Annotated in this window: 17 protein-coding genes; 13 read left to right on the top strand and 4 right to left on the bottom strand. The window is 73.0% G+C overall.

Annotated elements, in window-relative coordinates; translation table 11 throughout:
* The first annotated feature begins 163 nt into the window (after positions 1–163).
* The 7 genes from VIG76_RS03325 to VIG76_RS03295 all read left to right on the top strand — a co-directional run bounded on the left by VIG76_RS03325 (position 164) and on the right by VIG76_RS03295 (position 7,186).
* Complete coding sequence (locus tag VIG76_RS03325) at positions 164–1,114, top strand: PDR/VanB family oxidoreductase (RefSeq protein WP_331951028.1); 951 nt, start codon at positions 164–166, stop codon at positions 1,112–1,114.
* 109 nt (positions 1,115–1,223) lie between these two features.
* Complete coding sequence (locus VIG76_RS03320; protein ID WP_331951026.1) at positions 1,224–2,315, top strand: XdhC family protein; 1,092 nt, start codon at positions 1,224–1,226, stop codon at positions 2,313–2,315.
* Positions 2,316–2,366: 51 nt separating this feature from the next.
* A complete protein-coding gene (locus tag VIG76_RS03315; RefSeq protein ID WP_331951024.1) occupies positions 2,367–2,963 on the top strand; it encodes a GNAT family N-acetyltransferase in 597 nt (198 codons plus the stop codon).
* A 37-nt stretch (positions 2,964–3,000) separates the two neighbouring features.
* On the top strand, positions 3,001–4,125 hold the full coding sequence (gene galT / locus VIG76_RS03310; RefSeq protein WP_331951022.1) for a galactose-1-phosphate uridylyltransferase: 1,125 nt from the start codon (positions 3,001–3,003) through the stop codon (positions 4,123–4,125).
* Entirely contained in the window at positions 4,122–5,282 is a 1,161-nt protein-coding gene (galK, locus tag VIG76_RS03305; protein ID WP_331951020.1) for a galactokinase, read from the top strand. Before galT ends, galK begins: the two co-directional genes overlap by 4 nt.
* A gap of 40 nt (positions 5,283–5,322) precedes the next feature.
* Entirely contained in the window at positions 5,323–6,354 is a 1,032-nt protein-coding gene (locus tag VIG76_RS03300; RefSeq protein WP_331951018.1) for an aldo/keto reductase, read from the top strand.
* A gap of 4 nt (positions 6,355–6,358) precedes the next feature.
* On the top strand, positions 6,359–7,186 hold the full coding sequence (locus VIG76_RS03295; RefSeq protein ID WP_331951016.1) for a PhzF family phenazine biosynthesis protein: 828 nt from the start codon (positions 6,359–6,361) through the stop codon (positions 7,184–7,186).
* Here the strand turns inward: VIG76_RS03295 and VIG76_RS03290 are convergent.
* Positions 7,176–8,450 (bottom strand): MFS transporter, encoded by a 1,275-nt coding sequence (locus tag VIG76_RS03290; protein ID WP_331951014.1) that lies wholly within the window; start codon positions 8,448–8,450, stop codon positions 7,176–7,178. The two genes, VIG76_RS03295 and VIG76_RS03290, sit on opposite strands and share 11 nt — an antisense overlap.
* Before the next feature lie 357 nt (positions 8,451–8,807).
* On the opposite strand from VIG76_RS03290, the gene VIG76_RS03285 reads away from it, so the two are divergent.
* Positions 8,808–10,529: an alkaline phosphatase family protein gene (locus VIG76_RS03285; RefSeq protein WP_331951012.1), complete on the top strand. Its 1,722-nt coding sequence runs from the start codon at positions 8,808–8,810 to the stop codon at positions 10,527–10,529.
* Positions 10,530–10,803: 274 nt separating this feature from the next.
* Here VIG76_RS03285 and VIG76_RS03280 read toward each other — a convergent pair whose 3' ends face one another.
* A complete protein-coding gene (locus VIG76_RS03280) occupies positions 10,804–13,488 on the bottom strand; it encodes a molybdopterin-dependent oxidoreductase (RefSeq protein WP_331951010.1) in 2,685 nt (894 codons plus the stop codon).
* On the bottom strand, positions 13,485–14,288 hold the full coding sequence (locus VIG76_RS03275; protein WP_331951008.1) for an FAD binding domain-containing protein: 804 nt from the start codon (positions 14,286–14,288) through the stop codon (positions 13,485–13,487). The genes VIG76_RS03280 and VIG76_RS03275 overlap by 4 nt, the downstream gene beginning before the upstream one ends.
* Positions 14,289–14,423: 135 nt before the next feature.
* Between VIG76_RS03275 and VIG76_RS03270 the strand changes: the two genes are divergently transcribed.
* Together VIG76_RS03270 and VIG76_RS03265 are read left to right on the top strand one after the other, a co-directional pair.
* Entirely contained in the window at positions 14,424–14,738 is a 315-nt protein-coding gene (locus VIG76_RS03270; RefSeq protein WP_331951006.1) for a hypothetical protein, read from the top strand.
* Positions 14,739–14,741: 3 nt separating this feature from the next.
* Positions 14,742–15,554 (top strand): nitroreductase family protein, encoded by an 813-nt coding sequence (locus VIG76_RS03265; RefSeq protein ID WP_331951004.1) that lies wholly within the window; start codon positions 14,742–14,744, stop codon positions 15,552–15,554.
* Positions 15,555–15,558: 4 nt separating this feature from the next.
* Here VIG76_RS03265 and VIG76_RS03260 read toward each other — a convergent pair whose 3' ends face one another.
* Complete coding sequence (locus VIG76_RS03260) at positions 15,559–15,870, bottom strand: hypothetical protein (protein WP_331951002.1); 312 nt, start codon at positions 15,868–15,870, stop codon at positions 15,559–15,561.
* A gap of 191 nt (positions 15,871–16,061) precedes the next feature.
* Between VIG76_RS03260 and VIG76_RS03255 the strand changes: the two genes are divergently transcribed.
* The 3 genes from VIG76_RS03255 (at position 16,062) to VIG76_RS03245 (ending at position 18,097) form a co-directional block, all read left to right on the top strand.
* Positions 16,062–16,805, top strand: coding sequence for an endonuclease/exonuclease/phosphatase family protein (locus VIG76_RS03255; RefSeq protein ID WP_331951000.1), 744 nt, complete (start codon positions 16,062–16,064; stop codon positions 16,803–16,805).
* A 9-nt stretch (positions 16,806–16,814) separates the two neighbouring features.
* Positions 16,815–17,666 (top strand): aldo/keto reductase, encoded by an 852-nt coding sequence (locus VIG76_RS03250; protein WP_331950998.1) that lies wholly within the window; start codon positions 16,815–16,817, stop codon positions 17,664–17,666.
* A gap of 89 nt (positions 17,667–17,755) precedes the next feature.
* Entirely contained in the window at positions 17,756–18,097 is a 342-nt protein-coding gene (locus VIG76_RS03245; RefSeq protein ID WP_331950996.1) for an avidin-fold protein, read from the top strand.
* Positions 18,098–18,321: the final 224 nt, after the last annotated feature.

The following is an 18,321-nucleotide window of genomic DNA, read 5'->3' as shown; positions in this document are numbered from 1 at the left end:
TGCCCGTGACGACGTCGTCGGGGCCGCGGATGGATCGCCGATCCGAGCGGTGAGCCTCACTGTACGGAGCCTGCATTTCGGTCGTGTAACGCCCCCGTTTCGGGGGGCAAGCCTGCCACGGCCCAGCGCGGAGGCTGCGCGCTGCGCGGCTATGGTCGGGCGCATGACCGGGGAGCTGCGGCTGACCGTGCGCGGGGTGACCGAGGCGGCCGCCGACGTCGTGCTGATCGACCTCGCGCGGCCGGACGGCGGGGCGCTGCCGCGGTGGGCGCCGGGCGCCCACCTGGACGTCGTGCTGCCCGGCGGGCTCGGCGAGCGGCAGTACTCGCTCTGCGGCGACCCGGCCGAGACGGACATGTGGCGGATCGGGGTGCTCCGCGAGGAGGCCGGCCGCGGCGGATCCGTGTGGCTGCACGAGCGCGCCCCCGGCGACACGGTGACGGTGCGCGGGCCGGCGAACCACTTCACCTTCGAGCCCTTCCCCGGCCGGGAGTACGTCTTCGTCGCGGGCGGCATCGGGATCACGCCGATCGCCGCGATGGTGCGCGCCGCGGAGGCCGCCGGCGTGACCTGGCGGCTGCTCTACGCGGGGCGCTCGCGCGGCACGATGGCGTTCCTCGAGGAGCTCGTCGGCCGGCACCGCGACCGCGTGCAGGTGTTCGCGGGGGACGAGGGCGTGCGTGCGGACATCCCAGCCCTCCTCGCCGAGTCGCCCGATGCCGTGGTCTACGCCTGCGGCCCGGCGCGGCTGCTCGCGGCGGTCGAGGAGGCATGCGCGGGCCGGCCCTCTGGGCACCTGCACCTCGAGCGGTTCGAGGCGAAGGTGCTGGGCGCGCCGGTGTTCGACGAGCCGTTCGAGGTCGAGCTGCTGCTGTCCGGCATCACCGTCACCGTGCCGCCCGAGCGCTCGATCCTCGAGGTGGTCGAGGAGGCGGGCGTGCTCGCGCTCTCGTCGTGCCGGGTCGGGACCTGCGGCACCTGCGAGACGCCGATCATCGACGGCGAGGTCGACCACCGCGACTCGGTGCTGAGCCCCGAGGAGCAGGACGACAACTTCGCGATGATGATCTGCGTCTCGCGCGCGGCCTGCCCGCGGATCACGATCGAGCTCTGACCGCGGTCGGAGCACCGCGTCTGCTGTCCGCACGGACAACTGTCGGCGTTTCAGCGGCAGCAGTTGTCCGTGCGGAAAGCACGCGCGGGTGAGGGGCGATCATGGACGCGTGCTCGAGCTCGCCGACCGCCTCCTGCCGCTGCTGCGGCGCGAGGCGCGGGTCGCGCTGGCGACCTCCATCGACGTGATCGGCAGCTCGCCGCAGGCCGTCGGCACCTCGATGGCCGTGGTCGCCGACGGCACGGTGCTCGGCAGCGTCTCCGGCGGATGCGTCGAGGCCGCGGCCCTCGAGGGCTGCCGCCGGCTGCTCGACGGCGCCCCGGCCGCCGTCGAGCGCTACGGCTTCGGGGACGCCGCCGCGGCCGCCGCGGGGCTCGCCTGCGGCGGCGAGCTCGACGTGCTGCTCCACATGCTCGGTGGGGAAGGCGTTCTCCGCGAGCTCGAGGCCGCGGCCGCCGGCGAGGCCGCCGCCATCGCCGTCGTGACGGCCGGACCTCCGGAGCTGCTCGGCGCGGTCGTGGCCGGAGCCGCCGGCGCCGGGCTGCCCGGCGAGGCGGACGAGGCCGCCCTGCAGCGCCTCGGCCTGGACCTCCCCGCCGTGCGCCGAGCGGTCGCCACCGCGACGACCACCGGGGCGATCGAGGTCGAGTGCGCCGGCGTGCTGCGACTCTTCGTCGAGGTGGGACGCCCGAAACCGCTCTTCGCGATCATCGGCGCGACGGACCTCGGCCGCGAGCTCGCCTCGGGCGCCGTCGCGCTCGGCTACCGGGTGCTCGCCTGCGATCCCCGGCCGGCGTTCGGCACGGCGGACCGGATGCCGGCGGCCGAGTCCGTCGCGGTCGATGCGCCGCACCGGTGGCTCGAGCGGCTGCCGCTCGACGAGCGGTCCGTGGTGGTGCTGATCACCCACGACGAGGACCTCGACCCGCTCGCGATCGCCGTCGCGCTCGAGGGGCCCGCCGTCTACGTCGGCGCGCTCGGGTCCCGGAGCACCGCCGCACGGCGGCGGCTCCGGCTGCGCTCGCTCGGGGTCGGTGAGGCGGCGGTCGGCCGGCTCCGCAGCCCCATGGGCCTCGACCTCGGCGGCAGCACGGCCGCCGAGACGGCCCTCTCCGTGCTCGCCGAGGTGCTGCTCGTGCGCACCGCGACGAGCGGGGCGCCGCTCGTCGGCCGCGGCGGCCCCATCCATGCCGTCCGCTGAGCATCGCCTCCCGGTTCGCCGAGCCGCGCCGCGTGCGGTTGAGTGGATCCCGTGACGGGATCGCTGCATGACGCCGTGCTGCTCGAGGGACGGCTGGTCCGGCTCGAGCCGCTCGAACGACGCCATGCCGAGGACCTCGCTCGCGCCTCGGCCGACGGCGAGGTCTGGCGCAAGTGGACCACCCGCATCCCGTCGCCGGAGGACGTGCCGGCCGAGATCGAGGCCCGGCTGGCCGCGCAGGCCGCCGGCCGCATCGTGCCCTGGGCGGTCGTCGCCGACGGGCGCGCGATCGGGATGACGACCTACTGGGCCATCGACGACGCCAACCGGCGGCTCGAGATCGGCGCCACCTGGCTCGGCGCCTCCGCGCAGGGCACCGGCATCAACGCCGAGGCGAAGCTGCTGCTGCTCACCCGCGCGTTCGAGGTGCTCGACTGCATCGCCGTCGAGTTCCGCACGCACTTCCACAACCGGCAGTCGAGGGCGGCGATCGAGCGGCTCGGCGCGAAGCAGGACGGCGTGCTCCGCAGCCATCAGATCGGCCGCGGGGGCACTCTCCGCGACACGGTCGTCTACTCGATCATCGCCCCCGAGTGGCCCACCGTGCGGCTCGGCCTTCTCGAGCGCCTCCAGGCCGGCCCCCAGTAGGCTCGGCGCGGCTTTCAGCGTCAGAAGAAGGGGTGGCATGACGGGCATCGCGGTGCGGCCGACCGAGCTCGCGGACGGTCGTGAGCTCATCTACTTCGACGACCGGGGCTCGACCCTGCCCGAGGAGCGTCGAGCGGATGAGCGCGAGCTGGACCCCCGGCCGCCGACCGCCACCATGCGGCTGGACCTGCTCACCGGCGAGTGGGTGTCGATCGCCTCCGCGCGGCAGAACCGGGCGTTCCTGCCTCCCCCCGAGGCGGATCCGCTCGCCCCGCAGTCCCCGACGAACCCGTCGGAGATCCCGGACCGCTACGACGTCGCCGTGTTCGAGAACCGGTCGCCCTCCTTCGGTCCCGCGCTCGCCGATGCGCCGAACGCCCCCGAGGGCCTCGACGACCTCGCGCGCCCCGGAGTCGGCCGTACCCGCACCTCCGTCGGCCGCTGCGAGGTGGTCTGCTTCAGCCCCGAGACGAGCGGATCCTTCGCCACCCTGAGCGAGAACCGCGCCCGCACGGTCGTGGAGGCGTGGGCGCACCGAACGGCCGCCCTCTCGAAGCTGCCCGGCGTGCAGCAGGTCTTCCCGTTCGAGAACCGCGGCGAGGCGATCGGCGTCACGCTGCACCACCCGCACGGCCAGATCTACGCCTATCCCTACGTGACGCCGCGCACCTCCCGGCTGCTCGACTCGATCGACCGCTACGACGGCGACCTCTTCGCCGACCTGCTCGCCTTCGAGCAGGCGGGGGAGCGGGTCGTGCTCGCGACCGACTCCTTCACCGCGTTCGTGCCGTTCGCCGCGCGCTGGCCCGTCGAGCTGCACCTGCTGCCGAACCGCCACGTGCCCGACTTCGCCGCCCTCACCGAGGCCGAGAAGGACGAGCTCGCCGTCGTCGTGCTTCGGCTCATCCGCGCCGTCGACGCCCTGTACGAGACTCCGACGCCGTACATCGCGGCCTGGCACCAGGCGCCCGTGAACACGCACCGGGACTCCGTGCGGATGATGCTGCAGATCACGTCGCCGCGCCGCGCCGCCGAGCGCCTGAAGTACCTCGCCGGCAGCGAGTCGGCGATGGGCGCGTGGATCGGCGATCTCGTGCCTGAGCAGACCGCCGACCGACTCCGGGAGGCGCTGGCCCGCGCCGACGCGGAGCACGCCCGATGAGCGGGCACGAGCCCGCCGCTGCGCTCTTCGCCGACCGGTTCGGCGGCGAGCCCGACGGGCTCTGGCGGGCGCCGGGCCGGGTGAACCTGATCGGCGAGCACACCGACTACAACGACGGCTTCGTGCTGCCCTTCGCGATCGACCGGGCGGCCCACGTGGCCGTCGCGCTCCGCGAGGACCGCACGGTGCGCATCGCCTCCACCTTCGAGGGCGGCGACACGATCGAGACCACGCTCGACGACATCGCCGACCGTCGGTTCTCCGGCTGGTCCGCGTATCCGTTCGGCGTCGTCTGGGCGTTCGGCGAGGCCGGCACCGATCTCGCCGCGGTGCGCGGGTTCGACCTCGCGGTCGACTCGGACGTGCCGGTCGGCGCCGGGCTGTCCTCGTCCGCCGCGATCGAGATGGCGACCGCGGTCGCGCTGAACGACCTGTGGGAGGTCGGCGCCGACCGCGCCGCGCTCGCCCGCATCGGGCGACGCGCCGAGAACGTCGCGGTCGGCGCCCCGACCGGGATCATGGACCAGGCCGCGAGCGTCTTCGGGGAGGCCGACGCCGCGGTGTTCCTCGACTGCCGCACGATCGAGGTCGAGCAGGTGCCCCTCGGCTTCGCGGCCGCGGGGCTCGCACTCCTCGTCGTCGACACGAAGGTCGAGCACGCGCACGCCACCGGCGGCTATCGCGACCGCCGCGAGGCGTGCGAGCGAGCCGCGAAGGAGCTCGGCGTGCCCGCGCTCCGCGACGTCGCCCTCACCGACCTGCCCGACGCCGAGCAGCGCCTCGACCCGGTGACCTTCCGCCGCGTCCGGCACATCGTGACCGAGGACGCCCGGGTGCTGCGCAGCGTCGAGGCGCTGAAGGAGCACCACACCGCCGCGTTCGGCGCGCTCATGTACGAGAGCCACGCGTCGATGCGCGACGACTTCGAGATCAGCGTGCCGGAGCTCGACACGGTGGTCGAGGTCGCGCGGAGCCGCGGTGCGGTCGGGGCGCGGATGACGGGCGGCGGCTTCGGTGGATCCGCCATCGCCCTCCTGCCCGCCGACGAGGCGGATGCGCTCGCCGAGGCGGTCGTCGCGGCGTTCGCCGAGCGCGGGTACCGCGAGCCGGCGTCGTTCCGTGTCGTGCCCGCGGCGGGCGCCGGACGCCTGGCCTGATCCATCCGCCGTCCAGCCGGACACGGGCAGACTGAGCCGCATGCGGTACAGGACTCTCGGCAACACGGGCACGGTCGTCTCGGTGCAGTGCCTCGGCACGATGACCTTCGGCGACGAGGCGGATGAGGAGACCTCGGGTCGGATCATCGAGGCCTTCATCGAGGCGGGCGGCAACTTCCTCGACACGGCGGACGTCTACTCCAAGGGCATCTCGGAGCAGGTGATCGGCCGCTGGCTGGCCTCCCACGCCACCGACGCCGAGCAGCTCGTGATCGCGACGAAGGGCCGCTTCCCGATGGGTCCCGGCGCGAACGACTACGGCGCCTCCCGCCGGCACCTGCGCGACGCGCTCGACTCGAGCCTCGCTCGTCTCGGCGTCGACTTCGTCGACCTCTACCAGATCCACGCCTTCGACGCCCTCACGCCGCTGGAGGAGACCCTCCGGTTCCTGAACGACGCGATCACCGCTGGCAAGATCGGCGCCTACGGCTTCTCGAACTTCACCGGCTGGCAGCTCACGAAGGCCGCCTGGATCGCCAAGGTGCACGGCTGGGCGCCGCCCGTCACGCTGCAGCCGCAGTACAGCCTGCTCGTGCGCGGCATCGAGCACGAGATCGTGCCCGCCGCCCTCGACCAGGCGATCGGCCTGCTCCCGTGGTCGCCGCTCGCCGGCGGATGGCTGACCGGCAAGTACCAGCGCGACGCCGTGCCCACCGGCGCGACCCGGCTCGGCACGAACCCGGACCGCGGCATGGAGGCCTACGGGCCCCGCAACGAGGACGAGCACACCTGGCGGGTGCTCGACGCCGTCGAGCAGGTCGCGGATGCGACCGGCGCGACCCAGGCCGCCGTCGCCCTCGCGTGGCTCGACGCCCAGCCCGGCGTGACGAGCACGATCCTCGGTGCCCGCACCGTGGAGCAGCTGCAGCAGAACCTCGCCGCGGTCGAGCTCGCGCTCGACGACGCGCAGCTCGCGACCCTCACCGAGGCGAGCACGCCGCGCGCCGAGGTGTACCCGTACGGCCCGCAGGCCGTGCAGCAGCGCCACCGGGCGATCGTCCCCGGAGCCTGACCGCATGCCCGCGTACCCGTTCCGGCAGGTCGACGTCTTCCCCGACGCCGCCCTCGGCGGCAACCCGGTCGCGGTCGTGCTCGACGCCGACGGGATCGACGACGCCACCATGGCCGACTTCGCCCGCTGGACGAACCTGTCCGAGACGACGTTCGTGCTGCGGCCGACGAACGAGCGCGCCGACTACCGGCTGCGCATCTTCACGCCAGGAGGCGAGCTGCCGTTCGCGGGGCATCCGACCCTCGGGTCCGCCTCCGCCTGGGCCGACCACGTCGGCTCGGAGGCGGACCGGCTCGTGCAGGAGTGCGGCATCGGGCTCGTCGACGTGAAGCGGCGGGACGACGGCTTCGCGCTCGCCGCGCCGCCGCTCATCCGCTCGGGGGCGGCGAGCGCCGAGGACACCGTCGCCGCGGCGCGATCCCTTCGCATCGAGGTGGACCACGTGCTGGCTGCGGAGTGGGTGGACAACGGCCCCGGGTGGCTCGCGCTGCGGCTCGTCGATGCCGACACCGTGCTCGCGCTCGTGCCGGACTTCGAGCGGATGCCGTTCCCGCTCGGCGTCATCGGCCCGCATCCGGCGGGTGGACCTGCCGACTTCGAGGTCCGCGCGTTCGTGCCCGGCCTCGGCGTGCCCGAGGACCCGGTGACGGGCAGCCTGAACGCGGGGATCGGCACCTGGTTCTTCGGCGCCGGGATCGTCGCGGACACCTACACCGTGCGGCAGGGCACGGTGCTCGGGCGCAACGGGTTCGTGCGCGTCGAGCGCGACGACGAGGGCGTCTGGGTGAGCGGGGCGACGCGCACGCACGTCGCCGGCGAGGTCACGCTCTAGCGGTCCGACCTTCGGGGCCGGCGGCGGATCGGTATCCGATCGCCGCGACCGCGCCGGTGATCACCGTCCCGACGCAGAGGGCCGCCGCGCTCCAGGTGAGCGCTGCGCCGACGCCGACGACCGCGCCGAAGAGGCCGACCGTGACGCCGCTGCCGAGGCGCAGGCCGTTCGCGGCGACGCCGTAGAACCCGAGCACCCGCCCGCGTTCCGCCGGCGGGGCGATCAGCTGCACGACCGTCTGCGAGATCGACATCGACGCGAGGTTCGCGGCGCCGGCGAGGAACAGCAGCACGAGGGCGAGCGCGAACGAGGCCGTCATCGCGAAACCCAGGATCCCGGCGCCGTAGACGAGTGTGCTCACCACCGCGGCGCGGATGGTGGGCCGCGGCCATCCGGTCGCCTCGAGCAGCAGCCCGCCGAGCACGCCCCCGGCGCCGGTGGCGAAGAGCAGCATGCTGTACGCCGCATCCCCTTCGCCCGCGCCCAGCCGTCCGGCGAACGCCGGCATCACGGCCTGCAGCGAGGCGCCGACGAAGAAGGAGCCGAGTCCCGCCAGCGCCATCATCGACAGGAGCGTGCGGTCGCCGACCACGAACCGGGCGATGCGGCCCAGCTCGCGGAAGCCGAACCGCACGGTGTCGCCGACCACGTCGCGGGTGTGGCCCGTCGCGCGGGTGCGGAGCAGGAAGAGGATCAGCGGCACGTAGAAGAGCGCGTTGACGAAGATGCCCGCCTCGGGGCCGAGCCCGACGAGCAGCAGGCCGCCGACGACCGGGCCGAACAGGATCCCGAGGCTGCGGAACGTGGAGTTGAGGCGCACGGCGCTCGGCAGCTCGTCCGGCCCGACGAAGTCGTGCAGCATCAGCTGCTCCGCCGGTCCCCAGAGGGCGCCGGCCGTGCCGTGCAGCACGAGCAGCACGCACGCGGCCTGCACGGTCAGCGTGTTGGTCGCGAAGAGCACGCCCCAGGCGATCGACACGGCGGCGAAGAGCAGCTGGCCGGCCTGGATCACGCGGCGGCAGTCGAACCGGTCCGCGAGCGCCCCGAACGGGATCGACAGCAGCAGGAACGGCAGCCAGTGGCTGAACACCTCGAAGCCGGCCAGCACCGGCGAGTGGTAGCGCTGCCACAGCACCCAGTACGTGATGACGTGCTCGATGTTGTCCGCCATCATCGCGAGTGCCCCGCCGATGAGGTAGGTGCGGCAGTCGGCCACCCGCAGGGCCGCGAACCGCCGAGGGGCGGATGCGGCGGCAGCGGTCACCCGTCCATTCTCCCGCCCGAATTCGTTGCCGCCGACGACGAACCGGCCCGGCCGGGGGCCGCCCACCCGGGCCCGCGACCGCCCCCGGGGCCGCCCCGCGACCGCTGCCGAACCCCGCAGCCGCCGTCGCCACCCACGTCTGCTGTCCGCACGGACAACTGTTCGCGTTTCAGCGGCAGCAGTTGTCCGCACGGACAGCAGTCGGGCGGATGCGGGCATCCGCCGGGCGGCTCGGCGGGGCCGGGCGGCGCGACACCTCCCGTTCACCGGGCGGACACCGCCGCGCTCGGAACGCGTCCCGCGGCGCCCGTACAACCGGATTCGAGCATCCACCTGGGATGCCGGAAGGAGACGCTGATGCATCGGCGAAGGATCGTACTCACCAGCGGCGTCGCGTTCGGGCTCGTCGCGGCGCTGGCCGCGCAGGGCGCGCCCGCGATCGCCCACACGCGCCCCGCGCCGTCGAAGCACGTGCTCGTGCTGTCCGTCGACGGCATGCACCAGGCGGACCTCACCTGGTACGTGAAGCAGCATCCCCATTCGGCCCTCGCGGCCCTCACCCGCCACGGCCGCGACTACACGAACGCGGCCACGACGTTCCCGTCCGACTCCTTCCCAGGGATGGTCGCCCAGTTCACGGGCGCAGACCCCGGCACCAGCGGGGTGTTCTACGACGACACGTTCAACCACGCCCTGCTGCCCGCCGGCACGACGGACTGCCGCACGACGGCCAAGGGCGCGGAGGTCTCCTTCACCGAGGCGGCCGACGTCTCGCAGAACCCGATCACCCTCGACGCCGGTCAGGGCATCGGCTCCCCGGCGCTCGCCGCACTGCCGACGAACACGCTCGCGCAGACGCTCGCAGCGAAGAAGGCACTCACCGCCTCGATCCTGAAGCTCACCCCCAAGGCGGTCTCGCTGCTGAACCCGGCCGCGCTCCCGGTGAACCCGAAGACGTGCACCGCCGTGCTGCCCCACCAGTACATCCGGACGAACACCGTGTTCGAGGTCGCGAAGCAGGCTGGGCTGCGCACCGCGTGGTCGGACAAGCACCCCGCCTACGAGATCCTGAACGGGCCGTCCGGCACCGGCATCGAGGACCTCTTCACGCCCGAGATCAACAGCGTCGCCGACGCCGCGGGCGACGACTGGACGACCGACAACGCGCTGACCGCCGAGTACGACTCGTTCAAGGTCGCTGCGGTGCTCAACGAGATCAAGGGTCGTGACCACTCGGGCACGAAGTACGTGGGCACCCCTGCGGTCTTCGGGATGAACTTCCAGACCGTCTCCACCGCGGAGAAGCTGCCGACGTCCGACGGGCTGACGGGTGGCTACACGAAGGCCGGGACGCCGGGTCCGCTGCTCACGCGGGCGCTCGGCTTCGTGGACGCGCAGGTCGGCCGGATGCTGCAGGGGATCCACCAGCGCCACCTCGAGGGCAGCACCACGATCGTCCTGTCCGCCAAGCACGGCCAGTCACCGATCTCGCCGGCGGCTCTCCGCCGCGTCGACGACGGAGCGATCATCGACGCCCTGAACGCGGGATGGACGAGCGCCCACCCGGGTGCGAAGCCGCTCGTGGACTTCGCGGTCGATGACGACGGGATGCTGATGTGGCTCTCGAACCGGTCCGCTGCGGCACGCTCCTACGTCACGCACTACCTGCTGACGCACTCGGCGCCCGCGAACCTCATCACGGACCCCAAGGGCACCTTCTCGTCCACTGTGCAGTCCTCGGGGCTCACCCGGGTGCTGACCGGCGCGGCGGCGGACCGCTTCGTCGACGCGAAGCCCGGCGACCCGCACGCCCCCGACCTGATCGGGATCGGGCAGTACGGGGTCGTCTACACGGGCAAGGTCGGCAAGATCGCCGAGCACGGCGGCGACGCCACGGCGGACCGGCACGTGCCGCTCGTCGTGGCCGGCGCCGGTGTGCGGCACGGTGTCGTCGGAGCGCACGTCGCCACGACGCAGATCGCGCCGACGATCCTCCGCCTGCTGGGGCTCGACCCGAAGGCGCTCGCGGGCGTCCGGATCGACCACACCGCGGTGCTCCCCGGCGTGATCAAGCACTGACACCCATCCGTGTCTGCTGTCCGCACGGACAACTGTCGGCGTTTCGGCGGCAGCAGTTGTCCGTGCGGACAGCAATCAGCGGATGCGGCCGGGCCGCGCGGCCAGTGACGGCCAGTGACGGGCACTGACGCGCATCCGTGTCTGCTGTCCGCACGGACAACTGCTCGCGTTTCGGCGGCAGCAGTTGTCCGTGCGGACAGCAATCAGCGGATGCGGCCGGGATGCGCGGCAACTGACGCTGGCCTGACAGGTGGGGCGGGTGAGAGCGGCTCGGTCACTCCACGGGCTGCTGGAGGCGCCAGAGGCGGTCGCGGGTCATCGGCAGCTCGTGCGGCCGCACGCCGACCGCGTCCCGGATCGCGTTCGCCAGCGCGGGCGCGACCGGGTTGTACGGCGCCTCGCTCATCGACTTCGCGCCGAACGGCCCGTTCGGATCCGCGGTGTCGGTGAACAGCACCTCGGTCTCCGGCACGTCCGCCATCTGCGGCAGGTGGTAGTTGCGGAGGACGCGGGAAAGCACCTGGCCGCCGGACGTGCGCACCTCCTCGTAGAGGGCGCTGCCGATCGCCTGGGCGGTCCCGCCCTCGACCTGCCCGCGGAGCTGCTCCGGGTTGAGCACGCGCCCGGCGTCCACCGCCTGGACGGACTTGAGGATCCGCACCTCGCCCGTGACCGGCGAGACCGCCACCCGGAACGCGTGCACGTTGAAGGCGAGGCCACGAGGGGTGCCGTTCGCGGATCCGGGGGCCGTCAGCGGCGCGAACGCGGCGAGCGGCCGCACCGCGCCGTCCACCGAGACGGCGCCGCCGACCAGATGGGCGCCGGGACCGGCCGCGGCGAGCACCGCGTCGCGCAGCGCGAGCGCCGCTCGGTGCACCGCGGCTCCCGCCACCACGGTGCCGGCGGACCCGAACGCGCCGGTGTCGTAGCGCGCCGCATCCGTGTCGGACTGGCGGATGCGGATGGCGCCCATCGGCACGCCGAGCACCTCCGCGACGAGCTGCGCGTGCACCGTGGTCGTGCCGTTGCCGAACTCGGCGGTGCCGACCTCGAGCACGAGGGCCCCGCCGGCCTCGAGCGTGAGCCGCACGTCGCTGAAGTGGCCGCGGGGCGGCATGGTGGCGATCATCGAGGCGGCCATCCCCTCGCCGATCCGCCACGGGCCGCCATCCGCCGGCGCCGGGTCGCCGGGCTCGAGCATCGCATCCTCGGCGAGGTCGAGCGCCTGGTCGAGGCCGTAGCCGCCGTACTGCAGGTCGTTCACCTCGTCCGGGTCCGTGACGACGACCGGGTCGCCGGGCACGATCACGTTGCGTCGGCGCAGCTCGTACGGGTCGATGCCGAGGCGTCGCGCCAGCTCGTCCATCGCGGACTCCACCGCGAACATCACCTGCCCGAGGCCGTAGCCGCGGAATGCGCCCGACGGCGGGTTGTTCGTGTAGACCGACTCCGCCCGCACGCGCCGGTTCGGCACGCGGTAGACGCTGACCGACTCGTGGCTGCCGTGGAAGAGCACCCCGGGGGCGTGGTTGCCGTACGCGCCGGTGTCGGCGAGCACGTCGAGGTCCATCGCCGTGAGCACCCCGTCCGCGGTCGCGCCGAGCGCCACGGACACGCGCTTCGGATGCCGCATCGGCGCGACCGTGAACTCGTCCTCGCGGGTGAACTCGAGCTGCACGGGTCGCCCGGTCGCGAGCACCGCGAGGGTGACGAGGTCCTCCGTCAGCAGCTCCTGCTTGCCGCCGAAGCCCCCGCCGACGCGCGCGGTGATCACGCGGACGCGGTCCTCGCCGAGGCCGAAGATCCGGCAGATCTCGTCCCGCACCAGGTACGGCACCTGCGAGCTGGTGCGGAGCACGAGACGGCCGTCGGCGTCGAGCCAGCCGCGGGTGGCGTGGGTCTCGAGCGCCGCATGCGCGACGCGGCCCGTCCGCCAGGTGCCGGACACGACGACGTCCGCCGCCGCGAGGGCCGCGTCGACGTCGCCCATCTCGCCGTGCTTCAGCGCGGCGACGTTGCGCCCCGGCTCGGCGATGCGGCTGGCCGCGGCGTCCTTCTCCCCGTGCAGCAGCGGTGCGCCGGGGGAGCGGGCCGCCTCCGGGTCGAAGACCGCCGGCAGCACCTCGTAGTCGACCTCGATGGCTGCGGCCGCGGCCTGCGCCTCCGCAAGCGTCTCGGCGACGACCGCCGCGACCCGCTGCCCGGCGAAGCGCAGCACCGGATCGAGCACGAGGGTGTCGTCGGGGTCCTCGAGCCGGCTCTGGTGCCGGCCCGTCGAGAACAGCACCGCGGGCGCATCCGCCGCGGTCAGCACGGCGAGCACGCCCGGCATCGCGCGGGCCGCGGCCGTGTCGATGCGGCGGATGCGCGCGTGCGGATGCGGGCTGCCGAGCACCGCGAGGTGGGCGAGCCCGGTCGTGACGAGATCGAGGGTGTACGGCTCCGCGCCGGTGACGATCCGCTCGGCCGCCGGTGGCTGCACCGAGCGGCCGACTCCGGCGGCGCCGTCGCGCGGCACGGTCCGACGAACGCCGTGGACCGCGTCCCGGATGCTGCGGTAGCCGGTGCAGCGGCAGAGGCTGCCCTTGAAGAGGCGGGGCAGGTCCTCGTCGTCGGCCGCGGCGACCTCGTCCGTCGACGCCGTGACGACCATGCCCGCCGTGCAGAAGCCGCACTGGAAGGCCCCCGCGTCGACGAACCGCTGCTGCACATCCGCGAGGCCGCCCGCGTCGTCGCCGAGCCCGGCGACGGTGGTCACCTCGCGGCCCTCCGCGCGGTGGGCGGGCACGATGCAGGAGTGCACCGGCCGGCCGTCGAGCAGCACGGCGCATGCGCCGCAGTCACCCGCGTCGCAGCCCTTCTTCACGGCGAAGCGGCCGGCGTCGCGCAGCACGGTGCGCAGGCACTGCCCCGGGCCGGGATCGGCGTCGATCGCGCCGCCGTCGACGGTGAACCTCATGCGGCCAGCTCCTCGCGCACCGATTCCGCGAGCGTGCGGGTCATCGCGGCCCGCCAGTCGGCGGCGCCGTGCGCATCCGTGAACCACGAGCGGATGGAATCGATCGCCGCGAGCAGGTGCTCCGGTCCGGGCGGCTCGGGGAAGCGCAGCACCTCCGGCCGCGCGGTGCCACCGGTGATGCTGAGCACGGTGGTCCCGCCGGCGTCGCGGCGGCCTGCGACGACGGTCCCGGCGCGGCCGAGCGGCGAGAGCGCGATGCGGCGGAACGCCGTGCGGGCGGCGAGCGGCGCCGGTCCGATCTCGATGGACCGGAGCACCTCGCCGCGCGCGAGGGAGGTCGCCCGCTGGCCGAGCACGAACGCTTCGACGCGCTGCCGGCGCTCACCGCCGTCGGCGGTCCAGATCACGAGCTCGGCGTCGAGCGCCGCGGTGACCCCGATCAGGGCCCCCGCCGCGAGCGCCGTCACGATGTTGCCGCCGATGGTGGCGGTGTTCCAGACCTTGAAGGACTGCAGCAGCGACTCCGCGCCCTGCCGGAACAGGCGCACCGCCGGCCTGTCCGAGTCGGGGATGCGCACGAGGTCGACGACCGCGCAGGTCGCGCCGATCGAGAGCCCGCCGTCCACCCGCTCGGTCCAGTCCGGCCAGCCGAGCGTCGTCAGGTCGACCAGCCCGGTGAGGTGCGTCTGCGGCTCGGAGTACAGCCAGGTGCCGCCGGCGAGCGGCGCCTCACCCGCCGCGAGCGCGAGGTCGGATCGGTCCCGGGCGAGCCGCACGCCGGTCAGGTTCGGCAGGTCCATCCGCCCATTCTCCCCATCCCTGGGAACGCGCAGCCGTCCCACGGCGCACGGGGGCGTCCCTCCTGCACCTGAGCCCGACCGGAGGATGCCCTTGTCCTGAGGAGCGAGAATGCGTCCCCGACGGAAGGAGGGACCATGCGAGCGGACGCCCTGGTCGCCGCCGCGACCGGCGCCTACGCGGCCAACGTGGCCCTCGGGGTCGCGACCGCGACCCGCGTGGTCGACACGTCCCGCTTCCGCTGGGTGCATCACGCGCTCTACATCGTGACGGCGTCACTCACCGTCGTCGCCGTCGCCACGAACGTCCGCAGCGTGCCGGGCCGCCGCCTCGTCCCCGCCCTCGTGCCGCTCGCCGTCATCCCGTACGCCGGCACGCACAGCCGGCGGCACTACGCGGTGGCCGCCGCCGCCGCGCCGTTCTACGCGCTCGCCGCGCTCGCAAGGAGCTGACCGTTGGACCTGCTCGACGCCATCCGCCGCCGCCGCACGACGAACGGGCCCCTGCTGCCCGACCCCGTGTCGGAGGAGCACCAGCGGCTGCTCATGGAGGTCGCGGGCCGCGCGCCGTCCCAGCTGAACAGCCAGCCGTGGCGGTTCGTCATCGTCGAGCGGCGGGAGACGATCGAGGCGATCGCCGACATCAGCGGCGAGAGCATGACCGAGGCGATGAGCAACGGCACGTTCTTCGAGCGGTACAAGCCGTACTTCCGGTTCAGCAAGGCGGAGATGGAGCTGCAGCGCAGCGGGATGCTGTTCGACCGGCTTCCCGCGCCGCTGCGGCCGTTCACCGGCCAGGTGTTCACGTCGCGCGGGCAGAAGCTGATGAACGCGATGCGGGTGCCGCAGACCCTCGGCGCCGAGAACCGCAGGCTCGTCGCCGGTGCTCCGCTGCTGCTCGCGGTGCTGCTCGATCGCGCGGAGTACCGGCCGGGGGAGCTGTCGTCGTTCTACTCCGTCTTCAGCATGGGCGCCGCGATGGAGAACATCTGGCTGACGACGACGGAGCTCGGGATGGGGATCCAGTTCGTCTCGTTCCCCATGGAGGTGCCGGGGCAGTGGGGGCGGATCGAGCGGCTGCTGCAGGTGCCGGACGACCTGGAGCTGATGGCCGTGTACCGCCTCGGCTACCTGCCCGACGAGGAGCGGCGCCCGGCGATCGACTGGACGAGCGCCGAGCGCAAGCGGCCGTCGCAGTACGTGTTCCGGGAGACCTGCGCGACGCCGCAGGACGGCTGGGACGACGTCGCGGCGACCGAGCGCCGCTGAGCCGCTACGCCTCGAGGATCCGCTCCCGCGCCGTCGCGCGCTCGGCGGCGCTGATCGTCCCGTTCGCGGCGAGCACGTCGAGCTCCGCCAGCCGCTCGGCCTTCGACGGCGTACGCCGCAGTACATCGGACTGCATCACCTTCACCGCGAGGTCGGAGTCCAGCGTGAGCGGGTTCACGCCCTGCCGGCGGAGCCGCACCCCGCGGTAGATGGCCGTCCCGAGCACCAGCACGAACACCGCCACCACGAGGGTGAGCACGATCGCGAAGAAGACGCCGAAGAGCGGCATCCCGGGCATGGACGGGTCGTCGGGCATGAGGGCCTCCTCGATCGGCTGCTCGCAGCGTATGGCGGCCGATCGGCCCTCAGGCGGGACGCGGCCGATGTCCGCTTCCGGGACCCCGGTCCGGGGCCGTCGCCGGTGGGATGACGTCCCGAATCCGTTCAGCAGCCGTCCCGGATTGGGACAGGACTCACCCGGCAGCGCTCCGCCAGACTGTTCCGGCCATGCGAATCACCTCGCTCAACCTGCAGGGCTTCACCGACTGGGAAGCCCGGATGCCGCGCGTCGTCGCCTACCTGAGATCGATGGCGCCCGACGTGATCCTGTTCCAGGAGGTCGTCTGGCTGCCCGAGATCGCGCCGGTCACGCAGCTCGACCTGCTGTCACGCGAGATGGACTACCCGTACCGGCACCAGTCGGTCACGCGCCTGCAGCGCGGCCGCGTGACGGCCGACTACCGCGAGGGCCTCGGTCTGCTCAGCCGGCATCCGGTCCCCTCGACCGAGGCGCTCGTGCTGCACCACGAGCAGGGCGACCCGCACCAGCGGATCGTGCAGCTCGCGGACGTCGACGTCGACGGCACGACCTGGCCCCTGATGAACGTCCACCTCTCGGTCCGGGACGACTTCGCCCTGCACCACCTCGAGGAGGTGCTGCGGATGCAGGAGGCGCGGCACGAGCGGCGCATCCTCGGCGGCGACTTCAACGTCGACCACCTGGAGCGGCACCGCGAGCTCTGGCGCGGCTGGGCGAGGCTCACCTCGGAGCAGCTCGACTACCTCTCACGGCCCCTCTCCCGCGAGACCGACGACTACTTCCTGGTCCCCGATCGCTACGAGATCGCCGCCGTGCAGATCTCGGGAGACGGCCTCTCGGACCACCGCGCCCTGACGGTGGACCTCATACCGGCCCTGACGACAACCGGCTCGAAGCCGGCGCCCGGGAGGCGCTCAGAGCCCGCCGCGTAATCTCGCAGCATGGCTACGACGACCACGACCACGGTTCCCACCATCACGCTGAACAACGGCGTCGAGATCCCGCAGCTCGGGTTCGGCGTCTTCCAGATCGAGCCCGAGAACACGAAGGCCGCGACGCTCGCCGCCCTCGAGGTCGGCTACCGGCACATCGACACGGCCGAGATGTACGGCAACGAGAAGGAGGTCGGCCAGGCGGTCCGCGAGTCCGGGATCGACCGCGGCGAGATCTTCGTCACCAGCAAGCTGAACAACGGCTTCCACGACCCGGAGGACGCCGCGCGCGCCTTCGAGCAGTCCCTCGAGGTCCTCGACATCGGCCACATCGACCTCTTCCTCATGCACTGGCCGCTGCCGGGCGTGGGTGACTACGTCGAGACCTGGAAGGCGATGGAGAAGATGTACGAGGGCGGCAAGGTCCGCGCCATCGGCGTCTCGAACTTCAAGCAGCACCACCTGAACCGGCTGTTCGCCGAGACCACCGTGGTGCCGGCGGCGAACCAGATCGAGATCCACCCGTACCTCACGCAGGACGATCTGCGCGACTTCGACGCCCAGCACGGCATCGCGACGGAGGCCTGGTCGCCGATCGCGCAGGGCAAGGTGCTGCAGGACCCGGTGCTCGTGCGGATCGCGAACCGGGTCGAGCGGACGACCGCGCAGGTGACGCTCCGCTGGCACATCCAGCGCGGCGACATCGTCTTCCCGAAGTCGGTGACCCGGGAGCGCGTGCAGGAGAACTTCGAGCTGTTCGACTTCGAGCTGAACGACGCCGACATGAGCGACATCACCGCTCTGAACAAGGACGAGCGCACCGGGCCCGACCCCGACACGTTCAACTACATCCCGAGCTGAGTCCGGTTCCGCCGCTCCCGTGCCGCCTCCCGCCCCTCACCGCTCGGTCGAGGGGCGGGAAGCGGCACGTCCGCGTTTGAATGACGATCATGGTGTCCCTCGACGGTCGCGTCTTCGACATGGTCTCCTCCACCGCCAGCCGCGTGGATCCGGATGCGCCGACCCGCTTCGTCTACCACGAGGCCGACGGCGTCCTCTGGGGCGAGTACACGGGCGACACCGTGACGACCGGCCGCTTCGTCGGCACCCGATCCGGCGACCGGATCGACGTGCGGTTCGTGCACGCGCTCGTCGCCGGCGGCACGCCGGTCGCAGGCGAGGCGGCCTCGCGCGTCGAGCAGGACGACGACGGCCGTCTCCGCCTGATCGAGGACTTCGAGATCGACGGCGAGCCGCACGTCAGCGTGTGCGCGGAGGTCCGCCGTACCTGACGGCCTGACTGTTGCCACTTTTCGCGACCTTGAGGCCGCCATGCCCGCAGAAAGTGGCAACCGTCGAGGTGGACGGGAGCCATCAGGGGATCCGCTACACTGGACGACGCCGAAGACCGCCGGTCGTCGTCATGCCCTCGGGCGTGATGACCGAAGGTCCGGGTCCGCGAGGATCCGGCGACCTGCGCAGGTGACATGAGCAGCACGTCCGATCCGTCGGACGG

The sequence above is a fragment of the Amnibacterium sp. genome (genome assembly GCF_036559085.1).
Taxonomy (GTDB): Bacteria; Actinomycetota; Actinomycetes; order Actinomycetales; family Microbacteriaceae; genus Amnibacterium.
The sequence above is the reverse complement of the archived record's forward strand: the minus strand, read 5'-3'. Positions and strand labels throughout refer to the sequence as shown.